Raw genomic sequence first — 24,567 nt, forward strand, 5'->3', positions numbered from 1 at the left:
CAGGCCGGGACCGCTGCGCCGGACACGCAGGGCCGGCTGCGCACGCTCGACGGTGTGCCTCCCGCCGACCCGGGGCAGCGGTGCATTCCCGGGGAAACGCCGCCCCGGGTCAGGGCATCCGCCGCGGCGGCCCCCAGCAGACGTGCCCGGCGCCGCGACGGGCGGTCCCCCGGGGCGAAGGGCGGCCCCTCGGAGCGATCGGGCGGGAATACGCAGGCACCTTATTCTGGACACGGCGGAGAACATCGAGGAAGGACGACAGTATGCCGTTCCGCAGCAAGAAGACGCTCGAGAGCTGGCTCGACGAATTCCGCACGACCAGGGAGGGCGGTGCGCTCATCTCCGTCGCGGTGCAGGACGGTACGGGCGGCGCGGACACCGGGCTGGTGATCGTCCCGCTCAGGAACGACGGTACCGAGATCTACATGCAGCCTGTCGCGCTGGGCGACCCCCGGTGGTCGATCTCCTTCGGCCCGCGCAGCGAGGAGTCCCAGCTCACCCCCGCGGAACTGCACGGCCTCGCTGCGGAACTCCTGGTGGCCGCGTCCCTGTGCGACTTCCTGCAGGAGAAGTCGTTGGGCCATGAGGAAGATCCGGATGAGCACGACGACGACCAGGAGCAGGCCGAGGCGCAGGACGTTCCGGGGTGAGGCCAGGACGTCGGGCGGCGGCACCGCATCGCACCGTCCCTCCACGGCACCGCGTCAGGCCGCGACAGACCCGCGGCGGGTTCCCCTTCCCGGTGGAACGCAGCACCGGGAAGGGGCACCCGCCGCGGCGGCCCCACCCGGAGGAGTGCCCCATCAGGACCGGAGCAGCACCCCGTCAGGCGTCCGGCAGCTGACTCTCGAACATCCTGAAGTACCGGCCCCGCAGCGCCACGAGCTCACGGTGCGTCCCGGACTCGACCACCTCCCCGTCCTCCAGCATGTACACGACGTCGGCCTTCTCGATGGTCGCCAGGCGGTGGCTGATCGCGATGATCGTCCGTGAACGGTCCGCGAACAGGCGCGTGAAAATGCGGTGCTCGGCGAGCGCGTCGATGGCCGAGGTCGGCTCGTCCAGGACGATGAACGGCGCGTCCCGGTAGAAGCTGCGGGCCATGGCGAGCCGCTGCCACTGGCCCCCGGACAGGCCGCTGCCCTTCCGCCCGCGCGGGTCCTCCATCCAGTTGCTGACGTAGTTCCCGAACCCGTTCGGCATCTTCCCGATGAACTCGGCCGCCTCGGCGTCGTGTGCCGCCCGGCGCACCCTCGCGTCGTCGCGCGGCCGGTGGACGTCCCCGAAGTAGATGTTGTTCTCGGCCGTCGCGAACTCGTACCGCAGGAAGTCCTGCGACATGACCGCGAGGTGCCGGTGCCAGTCGTCGATGCGGATGCCCCGCAGGTCCCGTCCGCCGACGAGGACCGCCCCGGAGCCCGGCTGGTACAGCCCCGCGAGGACACGGATGAGGGTGGACTTCCCCGCCCCGTTCTCGCCCACGATGGCCACGTGGGTTCCCCGCTCGAAGGTCATCGAGATGCCCTTGAGCACCTCAGCCTCGCCGCCGGTGTAGGTGAACCGGATGTCGCGGAGTTCGACGGCGGCGGGCGGGTCAGCCAGGCGTCCCGGTGCGGCCGTGGACAGCGGGAAGTCCATGAACTGCTCGTAGTCCTTGAGGTTCGCGAGGTCCTCGTCGATGGCGCTCAGCGAGGAGACGAGGCTGTTGGCCGTGCTGAGGGCGCGGCTGACGATCTGCTGCACGTAGAGGAACTGGCCCACCGGCTGGGCGCGGGCGATGATCTGGCCCACGATCCATACCAGGGCGAGCAGCTCGGCCCCGTACTGCAGGGCGTCCGCCAGCAGCTGCTTGGGGATGTACCGCTTCTGGAAGTCGAGGCGGCGCTTCTCGTCGGCGTCCCGCAGTGTGGAGCGCAGCTCCATCAGGTGGCGGACGATCCCGTAGAGGCGCAGCTCGGCGATGTGCTGCGGCTTCATGAGGTTGGTCTCGATCATGCGCCGCTGCCGCCGGGAGTCCACCTGCGTGTTCCAGTGCGCCATCTGTTCGCGGGCGAGCCGGAACTGCAGGTAGACGCTGGGGATGATCGCGACCAGCACGATCAGGGCGATCCACCAGCTGACCAGGAGCAGCGCGCCGATCGCGAGGACCACGGAGACCAGCTGCGTGAAGATCGCGGCGATGCGGTCGAGGACCCGCGCGTAGGAGTCGGAGAACCGGCGGGCGCGGTCGTAGAGGTCGATCGTCTCCTTGTCGTCGTACCGCCAGAACTCCAGCGCGAGGAAGCGCTCGTACATGCGGTCGCCCACGATCGCGCCGACGCGGAACCCCAGGACCTGCTGGATGTACCGGTCCACGCTCGTGAACGCCCCCCACAGCAGGCCGAGGACGGCGGTGATGACCACGTAGACGACGGCGGACCGCCCGGCGTCCGGGTCCCCCGCGTAGGCGGCGGCCAGCGCCGTCGTCGTCAGCGCCGCGTAGTAGGTGGTGACCAGCGGCAGGACGGCCGAGATGAGGGACCCCGCGACCTTCATCGCGACGGCGCCGGGCGACGCCTTCGCGCTGACCACGAGGACCTGCCCGACGGCACGGGCGTACGGTCCGAGCCGGAGCTTCCGGCGGGCGGCCGCCGGGGGCTGCGGGAGCGTGCTCATGCCGGCCCTCCCGCCCCGTGGGCTCCGTGGGCTCCGTGGGCTCCGTGGGCTCCGTGGGCTCCGTGGCGCAACGCCCTACTTGGTGCCGTAGTTCGGCGCCTCGACCGTCATCTGGATGTCGTGCGGGTGGGATTCCTTCAGGCCGGCGGCCGTGATGCGCACGAACTTGCCCTTGGCCTTCAGCTCCGGGATGGTGCGGGCGCCGGTGTAGAACATGGTCTGGCGGAGACCGCCGACCAGCTGGTAGGCCACGGACGCGAGCGGCCCGCGGTAGGCGACGCGGCCCTCGATGCCCTCGGGGATCAGCTTGTCGTCGCCGGCCACGTCCGCCTGGAAGTAGCGGTCCTTCGAGTAGGAGGTGTTCTTGCCGCGGGTCTGCATGGCGCCGAGCGAACCCATGCCCCGGTACGTCTTGAACTGCTTGCCGTTGACGAAGATCAGTTCGCCGGGCGCCTCCGCGGAGCCGGCCAGCAGCGAGCCGAGCATCACGGTGTCGGCGCCGGCCACGAGGGCCTTGCCGATGTCGCCGGAGTACTGGAGGCCGCCGTCGGCGATCACGGGCACTCCGGCGGGGATCGCGGCCTTCGCCGACTCGTAGATGGCGGTGACCTGCGGGACGCCGACGCCGGCGACGACGCGGGTGGTGCAGATGGAGCCCGGCCCGACGCCCACCTTGATGCCGTCGGCGCCGGCGTCGATGAGGGCCTGCGCGCCCTCGCGGGTGGCGGCCTGACCGCCGATGACGTCCACGTGCGCCAGGGACTTCTCGGCCTTGAGGCGCGCGATCATCTCGAGGACGCCCGCGCTATGGCCGTTGGCGGTGTCGACGAAGAGGGCGTCCACGCCGGCGTCGACGAGGGCCATGGCGCGCTCCCAGCCGTCCCCGAAGAACCCGATGGCGGCCCCGACGCGGAGCCGGCCGTCGTCGTCCTTCGTGGACAGCGGGTACTGCTCGGCCTTCGTGAAGTCCTTGACCGTGATCAGCCCGCGCAGCACGTCGTCGTCGTCGACGAGGGGGAGCTTCTCGATCTTGTTGGTCGCGAGGAGGTTGATGGCGTCGTCGCCGCTGATCCCCACGGCCCCGGTGACGAGCGGCATCTTGGTCATGACGTCCCGGACGAGCGTGCGCGGGAAGTCGCTCTCGAGCACGAAGCGCGTGTCGCGGTTGGTGACGATGCCGAGCAGGCGCCCGCCCTCGTCCACGACGGGCAGTCCGGAGACGCGGTAGTGCCCGCAGAGCTCGTCGAGGTCCTGCAGGGTGGCGTCGGGGCCGATGGTCAGCGGCTTGGTGATCATGCCGGACTCGCTGCGCTTCACGCGGTCCACCTGGTCCGCCTGGTCCTGGATGGAGAGGTTGCGGTGGATCACGCCGAGTCCGCCCTGCCGGGCCATGGCGATGGCCATCCGGGACTCCGTGACGGTGTCCATCGCGGAGGACAGCAGCGGCGTCTTCACGGTGATGCGCTTGGAGATGCGCGACGACGTGTCGGCCTCCGAGGGGATGACGTCGGTGTGGCCGGGGAGCAGGAGCACGTCGTCGTACGTCAGGCCGATGAATCCGAAGGGGTCGTGGGTCTCGTTCTGGCCTGACTGCTGGGTCACTGCTGCGCCTCTTTCGATGTCTCCCGGTTGGGGTGGGGCTCTGGAGCGGCGGCTGGGGATGCGCCGACAGGCCCTGACAGTCTAGAACGGATCACCGGAGCGCCCTATTCCGGTGACAGCGCTCACGTCACCAGCCGAGCGCCGCCCTGAACCGCTCCTCGAACACCGGGACGGTCGTCTCCACGTACGTCTTGGAGAGGTGGTCGCGGTCCATGTACACGCGGACGTTCCCCACCACGCCGGGGCACGTCGCCCCCGCGCAGACGACGTCGGTCAGGTCCACGTGCTCGAGGCCGGGCAGGCGTTCGGCCAGGGGCAGGAGGGGCGACGACGGCGCGAGCACCTCGGCCGCCGGGACGTCGCAGACCGAGGGGTCGGCGGCGTGGCGGTCCGTGCACTCGGCCATGTCCTCCTCGAAGCGCGGCGTGTCACGGAGCGCGACGACGGGGATCCCGGCGTCCAGGAGCGGGGTGATGCCGGCCTCGAAGCCGGCCGGGATCTCCTCGGCCGGCGAACTCCAGTCCGTCCGCGTCCCGACGGTGAGCACGGCGTCGGGGGCGAGGTCCAGTGCGTAGGCGCGGACGGCGTCGTTGAAGGCCTGGCATTCCGCGTCCACGCTCCCGGGTGCGTCGACGAACCGGCAGTTGGGCCGGTGCACCGAGACGGCGAGCCAGTCGTTGGCCTCGGCCATGGCGCCGAGCGCGGTCATCCACATCTGCGAGTGGGAGTCGCCGAGCACCAGCACGGCCCGTTCCGCCGTCGCCTCGTCCCCCGTCCGGACGCAGGAGGCCAGCTGCGGGTCGGCCGGCATCAGGGCCTCCGGGCACGGCCCGTCCACGGCCGCCCACTCCGCGCCGAGGCTGCTCGCGAGCGGCTTCACCAGCGCGTCCTCCGCGCCCCGGTACTCGAAGGAGGGGTGGAGGGCCTCGGCGCCGGGGTTGTCGTCGCGGGTCTGCTGCCCCACCGCCGTCTCCTGCGCCTGCACCCGGTACTCCCAGCCGGAGAGCGGGACGGCCACGAGGGTGAGTGCCACTGCGGCCACGAGACCCGTGCGGCGGCGCCCGACGGACGGCCAGGACCACGAACGCAGCGGCTCCTCGACGAAACGCGTGGTGAGTACCGCCAGCACCAACGAGGCCGTGACGACGGCGGCGCCGTCGAGCAGCCCGGCCCCTTCCTTGCCGGCGACGACGAGCCAGATGATCAGGACGGGCCAGTGCCACAGGTAGAGCGCGTAGGACGCACCGCCGAGCCGCAGGAACGGCCGGGAGGACAGCCAGCGGTCCACGCCGGCGGGGCTGTCCGTGCGGCCCGCGACGATCACGGCGGCCGCGGCCAGCGTGGGCCAGAGCGCCACGAAGCCCGGGAACTGCTGCTGCACCTGCAGGAGGATGCCGCACGCCAGCATCATCACGACGCCCACCCATCCCAGGACCACGCGCACACTCCGCGGGAGCACCAGGTACGGCAGCGCGAGGGCCACGAGCGAGCCGAGGGCGAACTCCCAGAGCCTGGCGCGAGTGTCGAAGTAGGCGGCGGCCTGGTCCGTGCCCGTCTGCCACACCGAGAACGCGAGCGACACCGCGAAGAGGGCGCCGAAGAGAATGATCAGCACGGGCCGCGGACGCAGGCGGGTGACCGCCGCGAGAGCGCCGGCCCCCGCGAAGAGGAGCGGCCACAGCAGGAACACCTGCCCCTGGATGGAGAGGGACCAGAAATGCTGCAGCGGGCTGGCCGCACTGTGGTCGAGGGCGTAGTAGTCCACCGCGTTGCCCGCCAGTTCCCAGTTCTGCCGGTAGGCCAGCGAGGCCCAGGTCTGGTCGAACACCGCGCGCCACCGCGAGCTCGGCAGGAGGAGGGCCGTCGCGGCGAGGACGGACAGGAGGACGACGACGACGGCGGGCAGCAGCCGCTTCAGCAGGTTGAGCCAGTACGCCACGAGCGCGAGGGGTTGCTGCGCCTCGAGCCTCCGCGCGAACGTGACGGTGAGCAGGAAGGCGGAGACGAGCAGGAAGACGTCCACGCCGCCGGACACCCGGCCGAGCCAGACGTGGTAGACCACCACCATCGCGACGGCGAGGGCGCGCAGCCCCTGCACCTCGGGCCGGTACCGGCGCGGATCGCCGCCCCCGGAGGGCGTTCCGCCGGTGGCCGGGGCGGTCGTAGGAGCAACCGTCGGCGGACTGGAGGCCATGCTGTTCCTCCTCTGCGGGACGGGCACGGGAATCGGACGCAAATCTCCAGATTACCGGCTGGCCGCGATCGTCCGGCATCGCAGCGGGTCCTGCAGGCACCGCCCACGCGCCGAACCACGTACTCTAGGAGGAGTATCTTCCCCGAATGCAGGGGACCACCAGAACGGAATCGCCGGGTGTACCGGCCTCGACGACGCTCGTCCGACGCCACTGTCCCGTCGTTCCTCACCAACGAGAGAAACCTGATCTGTGAATAAAAGACCTGCCGCACTGAAAGCACCACGGGAACTGGCCAAGGGAGCCATGCGCATCGTCGCTCTCGGAGGTATCGGTGAGATCGGCAGAAACATGACCGTCTTCGAGTTCGACGGCAAACTGCTGATCGTGGACTGCGGGGTGCTGTTCCCGGAGGAGCACCAGCCCGGCATCAACGTGATCCTGCCGGACTTCTCCTACATCCGCGACCGGCTCGACGACGTCGTGGCCGTGGTCCTCACGCACGGCCACGAGGACCACATCGGCGGTGTGCCGTACCTGCTCAAGGAACGCGCCGACATCCCGCTGGTCGGATCGCGCCTCACGCTGGCCTTCATCGAGGCCAAGCTCAAGGAACACCGCATCACCCCGAAGACCATCCAGGTCAAGGAGGGCGAGCGGCGCACCATGGGCGGGTTCGACCTCGAATTCGTCGCCGTGAACCACTCCATCCCGGACAGCCTCGCCGTCGCCATCCGCACCGCGGCCGGCATGGTGCTGCACACCGGCGACTTCAAGATGGACCAGTTCCCGCTGGACCGTCGCATCACCGACCTCGGTGCCTTCGCCCGGCTCGGCGCGGAGGGCGTGGACCTGTTCCTCACCGACTCCACCAACGCCGACGTCCCCGGCTTCACCACCTCGGAGAAGGACCTCGGACCCGCGATCGACGCCGTGTTCCGCACCGCGCCGCGCCGGATCATCGTCTCCAGCTTCGCCAGCCACATCCACCGCATCCAGCAGATCATCGACACCGCCCACCGCCACCGCCGCAAGGTGGCGTTCGTGGGCCGCTCGATGGTGCGCAACATGACCATCGCGGCGGACCTGGGCTACCTGAACATCCCGCAGGGCCTGCTCGTGGACTTCAAGAAGCTCGAGCGCAGCGACGACCACAAGGTGGTCCTCATCTGCACCGGGTCCCAGGGCGAGCCGATGGCCGCCCTCTCCCGCATGGCCAACAACGACCACGCCATCCGGATCACCGAGGGTGACACGGTGCTGCTGGCCAGCTCCCTCATCCCGGGCAACGAGAACGCCATCTACGGCATCATCAACGCGCTCACCGAGATCGGCGCCAACGTGGTCCACAAGGGCAACGCGAAGGTGCACGTCTCCGGCCACGCCAGCGCCGGCGAGCTCGCCTACTGCTACAACATCGTCAAGCCCCGCAACGTCATGCCCGTGCACGGCGAATGGCGGCACCTGCGCGCCAACTCGGAGATCGCCGTCGCCACCGGCGTCGATCCCCGCAACGTGGTCATCGCCCAGGACGGCGTGACCGTGGACCTCGCCCGCGGCCGCGCGACCATCTCCGGCAAGGTCGACGCCGGGCTCGTCTTCGTCGACGGCGACAGCGTGGGCGGTATCACCGAGGAGGACCTCGTGGAGCGCCGCCGCCTGGCCGAGGAGGGCGTGGTCACGATCCTCGCGATCATCGACCCGGACAACGGCGACATGGTCGAGGCCCCCGAGTTCTTCACCAAGGGCTTCTCCTGCTCCGACGAGGACCTCGACAAGGCCGGCGCCGCCGTCGAGAAGGCCCTCCGCGACGCCGCCTCGAACCGTCAGGGCGGCCGCCGCCAGGACCCCGAGGACATCATCGAGCGGGCCACGGCCAACTGGATGCGCCGGTTCTACAACCGCCAGCCGGTCGTCAACGCCATCGTCGTCGACGCCTGATCCCAGCAGCGCGAGCAGCCCCGGTACCCGTTGGGTGCCGGGGCTTCGTCGTCCCCGGGGCTTCGGACCCCCAGCGCCGGCGCGGGGACCGGACATGCCCATCGGGTGACCCCTCCCGGTGGGCATGTCTGACCATGCCCACTGAAGAACGCGGGTCGCTGGGCAGGAACATCACGCGACGGCAGGAAGGCGCGGAGGACCCGCACGCAGAAGCACCCCGGCTCCGCGGAGCCGGGGTGCTTCTGGGGTCGAGCGGGCCGGAGCCCCTACGCCTAGTGCGAGTGGCCGTGGCCGTCCTCGTCGGACTCCTCGGGCTTCTCCACCACGAGGGTTTCCGTGGTGAGCACCAGGGCCGCGATCGAGGCCGCGTTCTGCAGGGCGGACCGCGTCACCTTGACCGGGTCGATGATGCCGGCGTCGATGAGGTTCTCGTACTCGCCGGTGACGGCGTTGAAGCCGTGGCCGGCCTCGAGGTCCGAGACCTTCGCGACGACGACGTAGCCTTCGTGGCCGGCGTTCTCGGCGATCCAGCGCAGCGGCTGGGCGAGCGCCCGGCGGACGAGGCCGACGGCGGTGGCCGCGTCGCCCTCGAGTGCCAGGACGTCGGCGTCCGTGTCCAGTGCCTTGCCGGCGTGGACCAGGGCGGACCCACCACCGGCGACGATGCCCTCTTCGAGGGCTGCACGCGTCGAGGACACGGCGTCCTCGATGCGGTGCTTCTTCTCCTTCAGCTCCACCTCGGTGGCGGCGCCGACCTTGATGACGCCGATCCCGCCGGCGAGCTTCGCCAGGCGCTCCTGGAGCTTCTCGCGGTCCCAGTCGGAGTCGGTGCGCTCCACCTCGGCGCGGATCTGCGCCACGCGGTCGGCGACGTCGGACTCGCTGCCGGTGCCGTCGACGATCGTGGTGGCGTCCTTGGTGACGGTGATCCGGCGGGCGGAGCCGAGCACCTCGAGGCCCACCTGGTCCAGCTTCAGGCCGAGGTCCGGGGAGACGACCTGCGCACCCGTGAGGGTGGCGATGTCCTGCATCATGGCCTTGCGGCGGTCACCGAAGCCGGGAGCCTTGACGGCGACGACGTTCAGGGTGCCGCGGATCTTGTTGACCACCAGCGTGGAGAGGGCCTCGCCCTCGATGTCCTCGGCGATGATGAACAGCGGCTTGCCGGCCTGCAGGGCCTTCTCGAGCAGCGGCAGGAATTCCGCCAGCGACGAGATCTTGCCGGAGTTGATGAGGATGAGCGCGTCCTCGAGGACGGCTTCCTGGCGCTCGGCGTCGGTCACGAAGTACGGCGAGAGGTAGCCCTTGTCGAACTGCATGCCCTCGGTGAGGACGAGTTCGGTCTGCGTGGTGGAGGACTCCTCGATGGTGATCACACCATCCTTGCCGACCTTGTCGAACGCCTCCGCCAGGAGATCGCCGACCTCGGTGCTCTGAGCGGAGATGGAGGCGACGTCGGCGGTCTGCTGGCCGACGACCTCGCGGGCGTTCTCGAGCAGGCGCTTGGCGACGGCCTGGACCGACACCTCGATGCCGTGCTTGAGCTGCCCCGGGGCGGCGCCGGCGGCGACGTTGCGGAGGCCTTCCTTGACGAGTGCCTGGGCGAGGACCGTGGCGGTGGTGGTGCCGTCACCGGCGACGTCGTTCGTCTTGGTGGCGACCTCCTTGGCGAGCTGGGCGCCGAGGTTCTCGTACGGGTCGTCGAGTTCGACCTCGCGGGCGATCGTGACGCCGTCGTTCGTGATGGTGGGGGCGCCCCACTTCTTGTCGAGCACGACGTTGCGTCCGCGGGGGCCCAGCGTCACCTTGACGGTGTTCGCGAGCTTGTCCACGCCGGCCTCGAGGGCACGGCGGGCGGCGTCGTTGAATTCCAACTGCTTTGCCATTGATTGGTTCCTTTCAGGCTTGTGCAGCGAGAAAAACCCCGGCCACTGCGGGCCGGGGCTTCTCCAAACGGGGTGTTACTTGACGACGATCGCGAGGACGTCGCGGGCGGAGAGTACGAGGTACTCCTGGCCGCCCTGCTTGATCTCGGTTCCGCCGTACTTCGAGTAGATGACGACGTCGCCCTCGGCGACGTCGACGGGAACGCGGTTGCCGTTGTCATCGACGCGGCCGGGTCCGACAGCTACGACTTCGCCCTCCTGGGGCTTCTCCTTCGCCGTGTCCGGGATGACGAGGCCGGAAGCAGTGGTCTGCTCGGCTTCGAGCGGGCGGACAACAATACGATCCTCAAGCGGCTTGATAGAGACCGACACGGGCTCTCCTTTGCGTTCGGTACCAATGGGCTGGGGGCCGTCGGGCTGGGCGTGAACCGTCGTCGCGGTGCCGGCGAACGCTTCCCTCGGGGTTAGCACCCGCAGTGAGCGAGTGCCAACTCCGACTGTATGCAAGGGCTGGCACTCGGTCAAGGCGAGTGCCAGCCGGGAGGTGACATCCGGCAACGACGAACTAATACGTCATGGTTGGTTTGCGTAATTGTCCGACCGTCGCTTATCTTCGGTCAGGTAAGGCTTTCCTTACCACCGTCTCGTCGGCCCGTCCGGCCCCATCCTCGGAGTTCCTCCCATGTCTCATGCGCGCCTTGCCGTCCTCTCCGCCGCCGCCGCGACCACCCTCGCCCTGACGGCGTGCGGCGGCTCCTCCACCGCTGCCGACGAGCCCGCGGCCGCCTCGAGCCTCTCCGTCGAGCACGCACAGGGGACCACCGAGGTGCCCACGGACCCGCAGACGGTCTTCACCTTCGATCTCGGCGCCCTGGACACCCTCGACACGCTGGGGGTCGAGGTGGACGGCGTGCCGCAGGGCACCCTCCCGGAGCAGCTGTCGGCCTACAGGGGCGGGGACATCACCAACATCGGGTCCATGAAGGAACCCGACTTCGAGGCGATCGCCGCAGCCGCCCCCGATCTGATCATCATCTCGGGCCGCGTGGCCGACTCCTACGACGAACTCTCCGACATCGCGCCCACCATCGACCTGAGCGTCGACGCCGCCGATCCGATGGCAAGCTTCACGGAGAACACCGAGACCCTCGGGAAGATCTTCGGCGTCGAGGACGAGGCAGCCGACCGCCTGGCCGCCCTCGACGCCTCGATCGCCGAGACCAGGGAAGCCGCCGCCTCCGCGGGCACCGGCCTCGTCCTGATGACCACCGCGGGTGAGGTCACCGCGTACGGCGCCGGCTCACGCTTCGGCCTGATCCACGACGTGCTCGGCGTCGAACCCGCGGCCGATGTGAAGAGCAAGGGGACGCACGGCGAGGCCGTCTCCTTCGAATACATCGCGGAGCTCGACCCCGCCCACCTCTTCGTGATCGACCGCGACGCCGCCGTCGGTGAAGCCGGCGCCGCGGGCGCGGCCGTCCTCGACAACGAACTCGTGAACGGGACCATTGCCGCGAAGAACGGGGACATCACCTATCTCGACTCGGCGAGCTGGTACCTGATCGGCTACGGCCTGAACAACCTCGACGCCATGGTCTCCGCCGTCAGTGACGCCGTAGCGGCCTGACCGACCACCGCCCCGCGGCAGGCGCCTCCATGGCAGCCCTCGCCCTCCGGCCGCAGCGGCCGACGCAGCAGCACGGTTCCCCCCGGCCGGCCCTCCTGTGCCTGGCCGGGGGGACCGTGCTGCTGCTCGCCCTCCTCAGCCTCTTCGTCGGTGTCTCCGACATCTCGCCCGCGGACCTGCTGACCGGCGACCCCGATGTCCGGCAGACCTTCCTCGTCAGTCGGGTGCCGCGCACGCTGGCGGTCCTCCTCGCCGGCATCGCCCTCAGCATCTCCGGATTCATCCTGCAGCTCATGGCCCGGAACCGGTTCGTGGAACCCTCCACGGTGGGGACCGCCGAGTCGGCCACCGCGGGCATCCTCGTGGCCACGCTCGTCCTGCCCGGAACGCCGATCCTCGGGAAGATGCTCGTTGCGGCCCTCTTCGCCATGGCCGGGACGGCCCTCTTCCTGGCCGTCCTGCGCCGCATCCCGCTGCGCAACACCCTGATCGTGCCCCTGGTGGGCATCATGCTCGGCGGCGTCATCTCCTCGGTGACCACGTTCTTCGCCTACCGGTTCGACCTGCTGCAGACCCTCAACACGTGGATGATCGGCGACTTTTCAGGGCTGGTCCGCGGCCGCTACGAACTGCTGTGGATCGTCGCCGCCCTCGCCGTGGTCGGCTACCTCTGCGCCGACCGCTTCACCGTCGCCGGGATGGGCGAGGAGTTCACCACGAACCTCGGACTGGACTACCGGCGCACCATGAATCTCGGCCTGGTGCTCGTGAGCCTGATCAGCGCCGTCGTCGTCGTGGTCGTCGGAGCCATCCCGTTCCTGGGGCTGATCGTGCCCAACCTCGTGTCCCTGCTCATCGGCGACAACGTACGCCGCGCCGTGCCCTGGATCGCTGTCCTCGGCGCGGGCTTCGTCCTCGCCTGCGACATCCTCGGACGCATCATCCGCTTCCCCTTCGAGATCCCGGTGGGCGTCATCGTCTCCGTGATCGGCAGCGTCCTGTTCATCGTCCTGCTCGTCAGGGGGAACACCGGTGCGCGCTAGGACAGGCAGTCTCCCCTCCGCCGTCGTGCAGTCCGCGCGGAAGCCCCTGCGGACGATGCCCCCTGCCGCGTGGCTGACGGTCCTCGGCGTCACCGCCGCCGCGCTCATCGCGGCGTTCCTCCTCGTCGGGCTCGAGGGGAACCTCGCCTACGTGCTCCCTCGGCGCCTGAACCGCATCGGCGCGATGGTGCTCGTCGCCGTCGCCGTCGGGGTGTCCACGGTCCTCTTCCAGACCGTCACCGGCAACCGCATCCTCACACCGTCGATCATGGGACTGGACGCGCTCTACCTCCTGATCCAGACGGTGCTGGTGTTCGTGCTCGGCGCCGGGACGCTCCTCACCCTGGGAGCTCCCCTCCGCTTCGGCATCGAAGTGTCCCTTCTGGTCGGTTTCTCCTGGCTGCTGTACCGCTGGCTGTTCCTGGGCAGCGGGCGCAGCCTCCACCTGCTGCTGCTCGTCGGGATCGTGTTCGGCGTGTTCTTCCGCGGCGCCTCCTCGCTCCTGCAGCGGCTGATGGACCCGAGCGAGTTCATCATCCTGCAGGACCTGTTCTTCGCGAGCTTCAACCGGGTCGATCCGCTGCTCCTGCTCATCTCCGCGGTCGCCGTCGTCGGCCTGTGCGTCCCCGCCTGGCGGCTGCGCCACCGGCTGGACGTCCTCGCGCTCGGCCGTGAGACGGCGGTGGGCCTCGGCGTCGACTACCGGCGCACCGTTACGCTCGTCCTCGTGATCTGCTCGGTGCTCGTCGCCGTCTCCACCGCCCTCGTCGGCCCGTCCACGTTCTTCGGCCTGCTCGTCTCCGCCCTCGCGTACCAGCTCTGCACCCAGTTCCGGCATGCCGTGGTGCTGCCCGTCGCCGTCCTCCTCGGCGTCATCGCGCTCGTCGGCGGGCAGCTCGTTCTGGAGCAGGTCCTTGCGTTCGACACCGCGCTCAGCATCGTCATCGAGTTCACCGGCGGGATCGTCTTCCTCGTCCTCCTCCTGAAAGGCCGTATCCGATGAAAGGCCCTGTCCGATGATCACCATCGACCACGCCACGAAGCGCTACGGCACCACCACGGTGGTCGACGCCGTCAGCTGCACCATCCCCCGGGGCGGCGTCACCTCGATCATCGGGCCGAACGGAGCGGGCAAGTCCACGCTGCTGTCCATGATGAGCAGGCTCCTGCCGCTCGACGCCGGGTCGGTGGTGGTGGACGGACTGGACGTCAGCGCGACGGCGGGGCCGGTCCTCGCGCGCACCCTGGCCATCCTGCGCCAGGAGAACCAGCTGACCGTGCGGCTCTCCGTCCGCGACCTCGTGGGCTTCGGCCGCTTCCCGCACAACAACGGACGCCCCACCGTCGTAGACCGCGAGCACATCGACCGCGCCCTCGCCTACCTCGACCTGACGGACCTGGCCCACCGCTTCGTCGACGAACTCTCCGGCGGGCAGCGCCAGCGGGCGTTCATCGCCATGGTGCTGGCCCAGGACACGGACTACGTCCTGCTCGACGAACCGCTCAACAACCTCGACATGAAGCACTCCGTGGACATGATGCGCCTGCTCCGCCGCCTCGCCGACGACCTCGGGAAGACCGTGGTGCTGGTCATCCACGACATCAACTTCGCCTCCTGCTACTCGGACACCATCCTCGCGATGCGCGAGGGCGCCCTCCTCCGGCAGGGGACGCCGGAGGAGATCATGACCCCCGCCGTGCTGCACGAGGTGTACGACGTCGAGATCCAGGTGGAGCAGATCCGCGGCAACAGGATCGGCGTGTACTTCGCCTAGGCTGGCAGCATGGCGTCGGACAACATCGCGGACATCCTGACCACGGACGGCTGGGAGCTGCTCAACTCGCTCGGGCCCTACACGGAGGCCGACAGCCTGCGCCTCACCGGCCAGCTGCGGAAGGCCGGCTACTCCCCCGAGGTGGTCGCCGCGGCCCTCACGCAGTCGAGGCTCCGGGCGAAGGCCTCCGCCAAGTTCGGCCCCTTCGCCGCGCGCATGGTCTTCACGGCCGCCGGTCTCGAGCAGGCCACGCGCCTGACGGTCGCCGCCCGCCACGCCCAGCGCTTCGTCGACGCCGGGCTCGTGAGGATCGCCGACCTCGGCTGCGGGCTCGGCGCGGACAGCATGGCCCTGGCCACCCTCGACCGCGAGGTCACCGCCGTCGAGCTGGACGAGACGACCGCCGCGGCCGCGACCATGAACCTGATCCCGTTCCCCAACGCGCGCGTCGTCAACGCCGACGCCTCCTCCATCGACACCACCGCCTTCGACGGCGTCTGGCTCGACCCGGCACGCAGGACGACGACGACGTCCGGCACGTCCCGGATCTTCGACCCCGAGGCGTTCTCGCCCCCGCTGTCCTTCGTGGAGGACCTCGCCGACGGCGGCAAGCCCGTGGGCGTGAAGATGGGGCCGGGCATGCCCCACGCATCCGTCCCGGCGGGTTGCGAGGCGCAGTGGGTCTCCGTGGACGGCGACGTCACGGAGGTGGCCCTCTGGTTCAACGCGCTCCGCCGCGAGGGCGTCCGGCGGGCCGCGCTCGTCCTCGGGGCGCGGGGCGCGGCGGAGATGGTGTCGGAGCGGGAATTCGGCGACGGACCGACCCCCGCCGTCGGCGCACCGGCCGGCTACCTCTACGAACCCGACGGCGCCGTCATCCGCGCGGAGCTCGTCGCGGATCTCGCCGCGCAGCTCGGCGGGCACCTGCTGGACCCGATGATCGCCTACATCTGCGCGCCGACCTTCACCGACACCCCGTTCGCCCGCGCCTACCGGGTACTCGAGGTCAGGCCCTACAACGTGAAGGCACTCAAGGCCTGGATCCGCACCGAGGGGATCGGGGTGCTCGACATCAAGAAGCGCGGCACCTCCGTCACCCCCGAGGAGGTCCGCCGGCAGCTGCTGACCGGATCGGGCAAGGGCCGGAAGAAGGCCACCCTCGTCCTGACGCGCGTCGGGGACGAGCGCGTGGCGATCGTCGTCGAGCCCGTCCCCGCCCCCTGAGGACGGGCCACACTTCCCTGACCTCCGCAACCCCGGACGTCGTCCGGCGCGAGGGCTCCCGGCATTCCTAGACTCGGCCGGGAGCACATTCATCCCGGCGGAAGGCAGCACATGGCAGAGGACACCAGCACGGCAGCGGGCACCCGGCACGGAGTGCTGTTCGACGTGGACGGCACCCTCGTGGACTCCAACTACCAGCACACCATGGCCTGGTGGCAGGCCTTCCGGCGGTTCGGCCACGACGTGCCCCTGGCCGAGATCCACCGGGCCATCGGGATGGGCGGCGACAAGCTCGTGGAGCACCTGCTCGGCGAGGACCGCGACACCGGCCAGGACTCCGACCTGGACGCCACGCACAGTGCCCTCTTCTCGAGCTACTGGCCCGGCCTGCGGGCCTTCGAGGGCGCCGGCGACCTCCTGCGCCGCTGCGCCGACGACGGCCTGATCGTGGTCCTCGCCTCCTCCTCCTCGCAGCAGGAGGTGGGCGTCTCCCGCGGGATCATCGACGCCGACGCCGCCATCAGCGCCGCCACCAGCTCGTCCGACGCCGAGAACAGCAAGCCGTCCCCGGACATCCTGCAGGCTGCGCTCGACGCCGGCGGGCTCGACGCCGCGAACACCGTGTTCGTCGGCGACTCGGTCTGGGACGTCGAAGCCGCGAGCGCCCTGGGCATCCCGACGGTGGGACTCGCCTCGGGGGGCACGAGCGGGGCGGAGCTCCGGGAGGCCGGAGCCGTGACGGTCTACCAGGACATCCGTGCCCTGCTCGACGCGTTCGACGAGGGGCCGCTGCACCGGCTCACGGCGGCGGCGGCGACCGCCTGAGACTCGCGGCGTCGGAGGGCGTCTAGTCCTCGCTGGTGAGGAGCCGTCGTCGGGCGCTCAGGAGTTCGACCTCCGGCCTCGCTGCGACGTACCGCTCCACGCGGTCCAGGACGTCCACCACGTGCCGGCGGTCCCCTCCGACCACGCCGGCCCCGACGACGGCGCGGCGGTGCAGTTCCTGGTGGTCCACCTCGGCGACGGAGAGCTCGAACTTCCGCCGGAGGTCCGCCACGAGCGGGCGCACCACCGAGCGCTTGCCCTTCAGCGAGTGCACGTCGCCGAGCAGGACGTCGAACTCGATGACTCCGATCCACATGGGCGTTCCCCTCGTCGAGTGCTTCTCCCCGGGCGGGCTCAGGCCGAATCGCGCCAGACGACCGTCGTGTCGAGCACCTGCACGGGGCTCGGCAGGCCGCGGATCTGGGCCAGCACCAGTTCGGCCGCCGTGCTGCCCAGCAGGTCGGCCGGCTGCCGGACGGTCGACAGCTGGGGCCTGGTCCTCACCGCCCAGCTGCTGTCGTCGAAGCCGACGATCCCGACGTCGTCGGGCACCTTCCGCCCCGACTCCTGGAGGGCGGTCATGGCACCCGCCGCGACGGCGTCCGAGGCCGCGAAGACGCCGTCGATCCCGGGGTTGCGGCGCAGCAGCTCCTGCATGCCCTCGAGCCCGGCAGCGTAGGTGTAGAGCGGGTACTCGACCACCAGCGACGCGTCGAAGCGGTCCCCCATCGCGTCCTGGAAGCCCGTGAAGCGGTCATGCCCCGAGTCGCGGTCCATGGCGCAGGCGATCATGCCGATCGTGTGGCGTCCGGTCTCCACGAGGCGCTGTGTGATCGCCCGTGCGGCGGCGGCGTTATCGATCGCGACGTACGGGAGGTCGGGCGTACCGGGAGGGTGGCCGACGAAGGCGGCCGGGACGCCGATGTCACGGACCGCGGAGGCGATGGGGTCCGCCGCCCGTGCGGAGACGATGACCGCGCCGTCCACGAGGCCTCCCCTGAGGTAGTCGGCGACCCGGTGGCTGTCCCGGTCGGAGTCGATGATGAGGGAGACGAGCTGGTAGTCGGCCTTGGAGAGCACGGCGTTCGCGCCGAGGAGGATGGAGCCGATGTTGGGGTCCTCGAACAGGAGCGAGTGCGGCTCGTGGATGATCAGGGCGATCGCCCGGGACTCCTGGGTGACGAGGTTCCTGGCCGCGGAATTGCGGACGTAGCCCACCCGCGCGATAGCTTCCTCGACGGCGATGCGGGCTTCCTCGGACACGTACCGTTCGCCGTTGACGACCCGCGACACCGTCCCTCGCGAGAGCCCGGCCGCGGTGGCGACGTCGTTGATGGTCGCCCGGCGATTACGGGTGCGGATCGGGGGCATACGTGTACTGTAGCCGAGCCCCGACGAGCCCTTTCTCCACGGGCGGCATACAGTTTTCCGCGCGGGCGACGTACTCTGGGAGGAGTTGTCTAGAAGAAGGCGGCTGCTCCTCCGGCTCTTCTCCCCGGAGCTCCGGCAGCTCCGCCGGGCACCGTACGGTAGAGCTCCATCCCCGATCGGGGCGTGCAGCAATGAACCATCAGAAGAATCTTCTTCCAGGATCCTCCACCCACGGATCCCCGGGCCATGTCACCGTGACGCAGCACATCGACGAATTCCTCGGGGCCACCACCACCGTCACCCTCGACGGAGCGCTCGTCTCCGTCGACGAACTCGAGAGCCTCTACGTGTACTGGTGCTCCCGGAACCACCACGACCCCTCTGCCACGGAGGACGTCCTCGCGGCCCTCGGGCAGCAGGGCGTGGAGCCGCTCGCCCGCGACGGCGTGGACTACGTCGAGGGGCTCGTGCTGACCGGCGGCCTCGTGAGGGACTTCATCCTCGCCTGCGAGTTCTCCGGCGTCTGGGGCGTCCCCTCGACGCTCGAGCCGGCGACGGCACGGGAAGCCACGGCGTCCTGACCGGCGGGGGGACGGCACGCGGGGGTGCGATGGGCAGGAAGACGGCGGGACCACGCAGCACGCCCGCCCTCGCCGCGCTCACGGCCGCGGCCGTCCCCTTCACGGCGCACCCGTACAGCCACGAGGCGGGCGTCTCCTCCTACGGCCTCGAGGCCGCCGCAGCACTCGGCGTCGACCCCGACCGCGTCTTCAAGACCCTGATGGCGAGCGTCGACGGCGGTCTGGTCGCGGCTGTCGTCCCCGTCAGCGGGTCGCTGGACCTGAAGGCCCTGGCGTCGGTGCTCGGTCGGCGGAAGGCCGCCATGGCCGATCCGGATGCCGCGCGGCGACGGACGGGCTACGTGCTCGGCGGGATCTCCCCGATCGGTCAGCGCCAGGCGTCCCCCGTCGTCGTCGACCGGTCCGCCCTCGACCACGTGACCGTCTTCGTGTCCGGCGGCCAGCGGGGCCTGGACATCGAACTGGCGCCGGCGGACCTCGTCACCGTCACGCACGCCCTGGTCGCGCCGATCGCTGGGACGCGGTCCCGCCCGGAGGATCCGCGGCCTGCGTCGAGCGCGTGAGGTGCGTCCGGACCACCTCGGTGGACGCCCTGAGGAAGCCCTCGATCAGTGCCAGCTCGGCGTCGTCGTAGCCCGCCATCACCCCGGCCAGATCCGCGGCGAGCGGCTGGAAGAACTCCTGCCCGAGGTGCACGGCCGCCGGCTCCACGACCAGCAGGACGCGACGCCGGTCCGTCGGGTCGACCTCGCGCCGGACATGCCCGGCGGCGAGCAGGCGGTCCACCAGCGCCGTGACCGAGGCCGGTGTCAGGTCGAGGCGGGCGCCCAACTGTCCGGCGGTCAGGGGCGTACCGCGCCGGTCCGCCTCCATCAGTTCCATGATCGCCCGCGCCGCCGTGTGATGCATCTCGTAGCGGGTCCCGAAGGACCGGCTGAGGTCGCCGGACACGCCGGCGAACTGCCGCAGCATCGCGGCGACGCCCTCCCATGGATCCTGGGTCTTGTGCGCGTCCACCGAGGCTCCTACTCTTAGATGATCGAACTATTCCATCAGCTTACTTTACGGCTGTCGAAAGAATAGGTGGGCGTGCATGGCCGGGATCGACCCCGCGATCTCCGCGGACCACATCATCCGGCGCTTCGGCGCCACCGTCGCGGTCGACGACGTCAGCCTCGCCGTCGCACCGGGAGAGATCTACGGATTCCTCGGACCGAACGGGGCCGGGAAGTCGACCCTCACCCGCGTATTGTGCACGCTGATCACACCGTCCGAGGGGCACGCGCGGGTGGCCGGGTACGACGTCGCCACCGAGGCGGAGGAGGTCAGGCTGCGGGTGGGCGTCGCACTGCAGGAAGCGGCGCTCGACGACCAGCAGACCGGGTCCGAGATGCTGGCCCTGCAGGGCCGGTTCTACGGCCTGTCGGCCGCGGCCACCCGCTCGCGCGTCGCCGAACTGACGGACCTCATCGATATCGGTGATGCCCTCGCACGCCGGATCGGCACCTACTCCGGTGGCATGAAGCGCCGCCTCGACCTCGCCCTGGCCCTCGTCCACGACCCGGCCGTGCTGTTCCTCGACGAACCGACCACCGGACTGGATCCCGTCAGCCGCGCCAAGGTCTGGCAGGAGGTCCGCCGGCTGAACACCGACCTGGGCATGACGGTCTTCCTGACCACCCAGTACCTCGAGGAGGCGGACGAGCTCGCCGACCGCGTGGGAATCATCAACAAGGGCGTCCTCGTGGCCGAGGGCACGCCCACCGAGCTCAAGCGCGCCATCGGCACGGACGTCATCATCGTGACGCTCGGCGGATCCGTCGACCGGGCGCGGACCGCCCTCGGACGCCTCGGGACCGTCCAGCGGATCGAGACCAGCGGGGAGACGCTCATGCTCAGCGTCTCCGACGGACCCTCGACGATCAGCCCCGTCGCGGTGACCCTCGCGGACGTGCCGGGCGCCGACGTCCGCGAACTCTCCCTGCGCCGACCGTCGCTCGACGACGTGTTCCTCTCGGTCACGGGCGAGCACATCAGCGACGACCACGCCCCGGGCGGAGCGGTTGACACTTCACGGGACGACTCCACGAGGGAGAGGGCATGACCGCCGCCAGCAGCACCCCGGGCCGCTCCGTCGCCGCGCCGCGCCGCGCCGGGTTCCTGCGGGACCTGGTGTCCGTCGCCACCCGCGCGCTGAGGGCCATCCCCCGCGCTCCCGCCGAGGTGATCCCCGCACTGGTCATCCCGGTGTTCTTCTTCGTCGTCAACATCGGCGCCCTGGAACCCGTGGCCGAGGCCACTGGCGTGCCCGACTTCCGCGCCTTCCAGCTGCCCGTCGCCATCGTCTTCGCGGTCACCGGCGTCTCCCGGGCCAGCAGCCTCGTCACGGACATCAGCAGCGGGTACTTCGACCGCCTGCTGCTGACGCCGATGCACCGGTCCGCGCTCCTGCTGGGGCTGATGGTCGCCGACCTCGTCCTCGTGATGGCGTTGTGCGTGCCGGTGCTGCTGCTGGGGTTCCTCGTGGGCGTCGAGTTCGTCACGGGCCTGGCGGGCATTCTCGCGTTCATCGCGATCGCGGGCCTGTGGGGCCTCGCATTCACCGGCTTCCCGTACGCGATCGCCCTGCGGACCGGGAGCCCGGCCGCCGTCAATGCCTCCTTCCTGCTCTTCTTCCCCTTCGCGTTCCTCACCACGTCCTTCCTCCCGCAGGATGCGCTCACGGGGTGGCTCGCCACGATCGCCGATTACAACCCCATCACCTACCTGCTCGCCACCCTGAGATCGCTCATCAGTGGCGGCTGGGTGTGGGACGATCTGTGGCCGGGCCTCCTGGCCATCGCCGTCGTCGGAGCCGCCAGCTTCACGCTCGCCTTCGCCACCCTGCGCGGCCGGGTGTCCCGGGACTGACGCCGCGTCGGTCCCCGGGACCGACGCCGCACGGTGGGTAGGGTGAACGAGTGAGAATCACGGCCGGCGCCCCTCCCCTGGACCGCGCGATCGCGCTCTACGACGCCGTGGGGTGGACCGCCTACACGCGGGATCCCGACCGACTCGCGCGGAGCCTCGCCGGGTCCCACCTGGTGGTCACGGCGTGGGACGATGACGGCGGCCTGCGCGGGCTGGCACGAACCGTCTCCGACGGGGAGTCGATCTGCTACATCCAGGACCTCCTCGTGCACCCCGCGTCCCGGCGCCGCGGGGTGGCTCGCGCCCTGCTGGAGGACATCCAGGGACGCTACGGCCACTGCATGTTCCTGGCCCTGAGCACCGACGCCGAGGGCACCGAGGACGCGGCGCTGTCGCACCCTTTCTACCGTGCCCTGGGGTTCCAGCCGCACGCCGAGCTCCGCCTCGCCGCGTTCGGCTATCGCCCGTAGCGGCCTGAGCCTCCTACGCGGCGATCCGCACCGCGCCGCCGGAGACCGTGAGTCCCCCGGTCGCGGGGATGCCGACCGTGATGAGGGACGGGCGCCCGACGTCGGCGCCCTGATGCACGGTCAGGACTCCGGGCGGAACCACCTCGCCGCGGGCCCGCAGATACGCGCCGAGAGACGCGGCCGCCGAACCGGTGGCGGGGTCCTCGCGCACCCCGCCGGGCGGGAAGGGGTTGCGGGCCTCGAAGACGTCCGGGGCGAGTCGGTGCACGACGGCGACCGTCGCACCCCAGCCCTCGGCGGCCATGAGCGCCCTGAGGCCGTCGTAGTCGTAGTCGAGGGCGCGGAGGACGCCGGCATCGCGGACTGGCACGATCGGGTGGACGTTGCCGGCGAAGGACAGCAGGACGGGCAGGTCGGCCGACAGATCGTCCTCGGCGAGCCGGAGGTGGCGCAGCAGGTCGGCCCGGCGCCCGGGGTCCATCGTGTCCACCCACGGCTCGACCGTCTCGAGGGACGCGACGAGGCGGCCGTCCACGCGGGCCGTCGTGAGCGCGAGCACTCCCACCGACGTCGAAAGGGCCAGCGTCCCGGGTCCGTCGCGTTCGGCGAGCGCGACGCCCGTGGCGATCGTCGCGTGGCCGCAGAAGGGGATCTCCGCTTCGGGGGCGAAGTAGCGGACGGTGGCGCTGCCCGGCCTCCGGCGGGAGAGGAAGGCGCTCTCCGCGTAGCCGAGGTCCGCGGCGACGGCCTGCATCTCCCCGGAGGTCAGGCCGTCGGCGTCGAGCACCACGCCGGCGGGGTTGCCGCCGTCGGGCCGCTCGGTGAAGGCGGCGTAGCGGAGGATCTCCATGGAGCCGATGCTAGCGGCTCCGGACCGTCACCCTTCGATCTCCGTCAGGTCCCCGGTGGGCGTGTTGGTCCTGCGGTTGATGAGCCAGGTGACGAACCAGAGCACGATGCCGATCGCCATGAGGGCGCCGGCGATCTGGTACTGGATGATGTCGCGGCCCACCCAGGGCCCGGCGAGGAAGAGGCACAGGACCCCGGCCACTGCGGGGAGCGGTCCCGGGGAGGTGAAGAACACCTTCCGGTTGACGTCGCGTTTGCGGCGCAGCACCAGGCAGGCGAGGTTCACCACGGCGAAGACGCACAGGAGCAGGAACGCGGTGGTCCCGGAGAGGTTGGCGACGACGTTGCTGTCCGGATCGCTGGCCACGTAGAGGATGAGGCCGACCGCCAGGACAGTCGAGAAGGCGATACCGGCCCAGGGCGTGCAGCGCACCGGGAGCACCTTGCCCAGCGGCCGGGGCAGCACGCCCTGCCGGGCCATCCCGTAGATGAGGCGGCTGGCCATCAGCATGTTGATCAGGGCGGTGTTCGCGACGGCGAAGACGGCGAGGAAGGGGAAGATCTGGTCGATGGGGAAATCGGGCGATCCCTTGTGCACCACCTCGAGCAGTGCCGCGCCCTCGGCCTCCCGGATGCCCTCCAGCTCGGTGGGGCTCAGCACCGTGACCACGGAGACGGCCACCAGCATGTAGAAGATGACCGCGATCCCGAGGCCGGTGAGCATGGTCCGCGGGAAGATGCGCTCCGGGTTCTGCGTCTCCTCGACCATGTTGACGGAGTCCTCGAAGCCGACCATCGCGAAGAAGGCGATCGACGTGGCGGCCGTGACCGCCAGGAACAAGCCCTTGTCCTGGTAGTCGGTGAAGACGAAGACCTCGCCCAGATTGCCCGTGCCCTGCGCCATGGCATAGAAGCCGACGCCGATCACGATGCACAGCGCCGCGACCTCGATGAGCGTCAGGACGACGTTGAACTTGACGCTCTCGCCGACCCCCCGGAGGTTGATCAGCGCTAGCAGGAGCATGAATCCGAGGGCGACGGCGGTGAGCATCCCCTGACCCGGCATCTCCATCCAGCCGTTGACCACGAGGCCGCCGAAGAAGTTCTGCGCGAGCACGTTGGCGGACGTGGCGGCGCTGGTGATGCCGGAGCAGACGACGGCGAAGGCCACCAGGAAGGTGACGAAGTGGACGCCGAACGCCTTGTGGGCGTAAAGGGCGGCCCCCGCCGCCTGGGGGTACTGCGTCACGAGTTCGAGGTAGGAGAATGCCGTCATGGTCGCCACGATGAAGGCGAGCAGGAACGGGAGCCACACGATGCCGCCCACCGTCCCGGCCATGGTCCCGGTGACCGCGTAGACGCCGGCACCGAGGATGTCCCCCACGATGAACAGGAGGAGCAGCTTCGGCCCGAGGACCCGTTTGAGTTCGGGTTCCTTCGCGGTCGACGCGTCGGACACGTGCTCTGCAGAAGTACTCATGGACGGCCTCTCCGTTGGTTCCCACCTCACTGTGGTACTGATCACCCTACTTAGCAAGATCTCGCTTGCGTCTCCCGTGGGCGGTCGCTTCCGGCACCGGATCCGCAGAGCACGCCGTCGTGCACGGCTTTGCCGC

General features: G+C 70.2%; 23 protein-coding genes. 13 read left to right on the plus strand and 10 right to left on the minus strand.

The features are described 5' to 3' along the window. Positions 1-263 precede the first annotated feature (263 nt). Entirely contained in the window at positions 264-650 is a 387-nt protein-coding gene (locus C4K88_RS03505; RefSeq protein ID WP_104120199.1) for a hypothetical protein, read from the plus strand. Positions 651-825: 175 nt separating this feature from the next. Here the strand turns inward: C4K88_RS03505 and C4K88_RS03510 are convergent, their stop codons facing one another. From C4K88_RS03510 to C4K88_RS03520, 3 genes are all read right to left on the minus strand, one after another. Next, positions 826-2,655, minus strand: coding sequence for an ABC transporter ATP-binding protein (locus C4K88_RS03510; RefSeq protein WP_104120200.1), 1,830 nt, complete (start codon positions 2,653-2,655; stop codon positions 826-828). Between the two features lie 75 nt (positions 2,656-2,730). Next, the gene (gene guaB / locus C4K88_RS03515; protein WP_104120201.1) at positions 2,731-4,257 is read right to left on the minus strand and encodes an IMP dehydrogenase; all 1,527 of its coding nucleotides are present in this window, start codon (positions 4,255-4,257) and stop codon (positions 2,731-2,733) included. 127 nt (positions 4,258-4,384) lie between these two features. After that, complete coding sequence (locus C4K88_RS03520; protein ID WP_104120202.1) at positions 4,385-6,451, minus strand: acyltransferase family protein; 2,067 nt, start codon at positions 6,449-6,451, stop codon at positions 4,385-4,387. Between the two features lie 304 nt (positions 6,452-6,755). On the opposite strand from C4K88_RS03520, the gene C4K88_RS03525 reads away from it, so the two are divergent. Next, on the plus strand, positions 6,756-8,390 hold the full coding sequence (locus C4K88_RS03525) for a ribonuclease J (protein WP_104120203.1): 1,635 nt from the start codon (positions 6,756-6,758) through the stop codon (positions 8,388-8,390). Between the two features lie 272 nt (positions 8,391-8,662). Here C4K88_RS03525 and groL read toward each other — a convergent pair whose 3' ends face one another. Both groL and groES read right to left on the minus strand, forming a co-directional pair. After that, on the minus strand, positions 8,663-10,276 hold the full coding sequence (gene groL / locus C4K88_RS03530; protein ID WP_104120204.1) for a chaperonin GroEL: 1,614 nt from the start codon (positions 10,274-10,276) through the stop codon (positions 8,663-8,665). A gap of 75 nt (positions 10,277-10,351) precedes the next feature. Then, entirely contained in the window at positions 10,352-10,648 is a 297-nt protein-coding gene (gene groES, locus C4K88_RS03535; protein ID WP_104120205.1) for a co-chaperone GroES, read from the minus strand. Between the two features lie 310 nt (positions 10,649-10,958). On the opposite strand from groES, the gene C4K88_RS03540 reads away from it, so the two are divergent. From C4K88_RS03540 to C4K88_RS03565, 6 genes are all read left to right on the plus strand, one after another. Further along, positions 10,959-11,903 carry a siderophore ABC transporter substrate-binding protein gene (locus C4K88_RS03540; protein WP_104120206.1) on the plus strand — a complete coding sequence of 315 codons (945 nt, stop codon included), beginning with the start codon at positions 10,959-10,961 and terminating at the stop codon, positions 11,901-11,903. A 29-nt stretch (positions 11,904-11,932) separates the two neighbouring features. Further along, positions 11,933-12,946: an ABC transporter permease gene (locus C4K88_RS03545; RefSeq protein ID WP_104120207.1), complete on the plus strand. Its 1,014-nt coding sequence runs from the start codon at positions 11,933-11,935 to the stop codon at positions 12,944-12,946. Continuing rightward, positions 12,936-13,949, plus strand: a complete 1,014-nt coding sequence (locus C4K88_RS03550; protein ID WP_306418597.1) for an iron chelate uptake ABC transporter family permease subunit — start codon at positions 12,936-12,938, stop codon at positions 13,947-13,949. The genes C4K88_RS03545 and C4K88_RS03550 overlap by 11 nt, the downstream gene beginning before the upstream one ends. A 13-nt stretch (positions 13,950-13,962) precedes the next feature. Continuing rightward, positions 13,963-14,721 carry an iron ABC transporter ATP-binding protein gene (locus tag C4K88_RS03555; protein WP_104120208.1) on the plus strand — a complete coding sequence of 253 codons (759 nt, stop codon included), beginning with the start codon at positions 13,963-13,965 and terminating at the stop codon, positions 14,719-14,721. A 9-nt stretch (positions 14,722-14,730) separates the two neighbouring features. Further along, positions 14,731-15,945: a class I SAM-dependent methyltransferase gene (locus C4K88_RS03560; protein WP_104120209.1), complete on the plus strand. Its 1,215-nt coding sequence runs from the start codon at positions 14,731-14,733 to the stop codon at positions 15,943-15,945. A 111-nt stretch (positions 15,946-16,056) separates the two neighbouring features. After that, positions 16,057-16,770: an HAD family hydrolase gene (locus C4K88_RS03565; RefSeq protein ID WP_104120210.1), complete on the plus strand. Its 714-nt coding sequence runs from the start codon at positions 16,057-16,059 to the stop codon at positions 16,768-16,770. A gap of 22 nt (positions 16,771-16,792) precedes the next feature. On the opposite strand, the gene C4K88_RS03570 is transcribed toward C4K88_RS03565, so the two are convergent. Together C4K88_RS03570 and C4K88_RS03575 are read right to left on the minus strand one after the other, a co-directional pair. Continuing rightward, positions 16,793-17,086: a DUF503 domain-containing protein gene (locus tag C4K88_RS03570; protein WP_104120211.1), complete on the minus strand. Its 294-nt coding sequence runs from the start codon at positions 17,084-17,086 to the stop codon at positions 16,793-16,795. Between the two features lie 38 nt (positions 17,087-17,124). Further along, a complete protein-coding gene (locus tag C4K88_RS03575) occupies positions 17,125-18,141 on the minus strand; it encodes a LacI family DNA-binding transcriptional regulator (protein ID WP_104120212.1) in 1,017 nt (338 codons plus the stop codon). 191 nt (positions 18,142-18,332) lie between these two features. Here C4K88_RS03575 and C4K88_RS03580 point away from each other — a divergent pair, with 191 nt between their 5' ends. After that, entirely contained in the window at positions 18,333-18,722 is a 390-nt protein-coding gene (locus C4K88_RS03580; RefSeq protein WP_146065602.1) for a hypothetical protein, read from the plus strand. Positions 18,723-18,751: 29 nt separating this feature from the next. Continuing rightward, the gene (gene ybaK / locus C4K88_RS03585; protein WP_104120214.1) at positions 18,752-19,285 is read left to right on the plus strand and encodes a Cys-tRNA(Pro) deacylase; all 534 of its coding nucleotides are present in this window, start codon (positions 18,752-18,754) and stop codon (positions 19,283-19,285) included. Here the strand turns inward: ybaK and C4K88_RS03590 are convergent. Further along, positions 19,209-19,739: a MarR family winged helix-turn-helix transcriptional regulator gene (locus C4K88_RS03590; protein WP_104120215.1), complete on the minus strand. Its 531-nt coding sequence runs from the start codon at positions 19,737-19,739 to the stop codon at positions 19,209-19,211. The two genes, ybaK and C4K88_RS03590, sit on opposite strands and share 77 nt — an antisense overlap. A 76-nt stretch (positions 19,740-19,815) precedes the next feature. On the opposite strand from C4K88_RS03590, the gene C4K88_RS03595 reads away from it, so the two are divergent. The 3 genes from C4K88_RS03595 to C4K88_RS03605 are packed head-to-tail and all read left to right on the plus strand — an operon-like array spanning position 19,816 to position 22,102. Further along, entirely contained in the window at positions 19,816-20,826 is a 1,011-nt protein-coding gene (locus C4K88_RS03595) for an ATP-binding cassette domain-containing protein (protein WP_104120216.1), read from the plus strand. Continuing rightward, positions 20,823-21,632, plus strand: a complete 810-nt coding sequence (locus C4K88_RS03600) for an ABC transporter permease (RefSeq protein ID WP_104120217.1) — start codon at positions 20,823-20,825, stop codon at positions 21,630-21,632. Before C4K88_RS03595 ends, C4K88_RS03600 begins: the two co-directional genes overlap by 4 nt. 50 nt (positions 21,633-21,682) lie before the next feature. Further along, positions 21,683-22,102 carry a GNAT family N-acetyltransferase gene (locus C4K88_RS03605; protein ID WP_104120218.1) on the plus strand — a complete coding sequence of 140 codons (420 nt, stop codon included), beginning with the start codon at positions 21,683-21,685 and terminating at the stop codon, positions 22,100-22,102. A 13-nt stretch (positions 22,103-22,115) separates the two neighbouring features. On the opposite strand, the gene C4K88_RS03610 is transcribed toward C4K88_RS03605, so the two are convergent. After that, positions 22,116-22,952 (minus strand): PhzF family phenazine biosynthesis protein, encoded by an 837-nt coding sequence (locus tag C4K88_RS03610; RefSeq protein WP_104120219.1) that lies wholly within the window; start codon positions 22,950-22,952, stop codon positions 22,116-22,118. 27 nt (positions 22,953-22,979) lie between these two features. Next, positions 22,980-24,431, minus strand: a complete 1,452-nt coding sequence (locus C4K88_RS03615; RefSeq protein ID WP_104120220.1) for an APC family permease — start codon at positions 24,429-24,431, stop codon at positions 22,980-22,982. Between the last annotated feature and the right edge of the window lie 136 nt (positions 24,432-24,567).

This window comes from Arthrobacter pityocampae (assembly GCF_002927275.1).
In the GTDB taxonomy this organism is placed as follows: Bacteria; Actinomycetota; Actinomycetes; order Actinomycetales; family Micrococcaceae; genus Arthrobacter_D; species Arthrobacter_D pityocampae.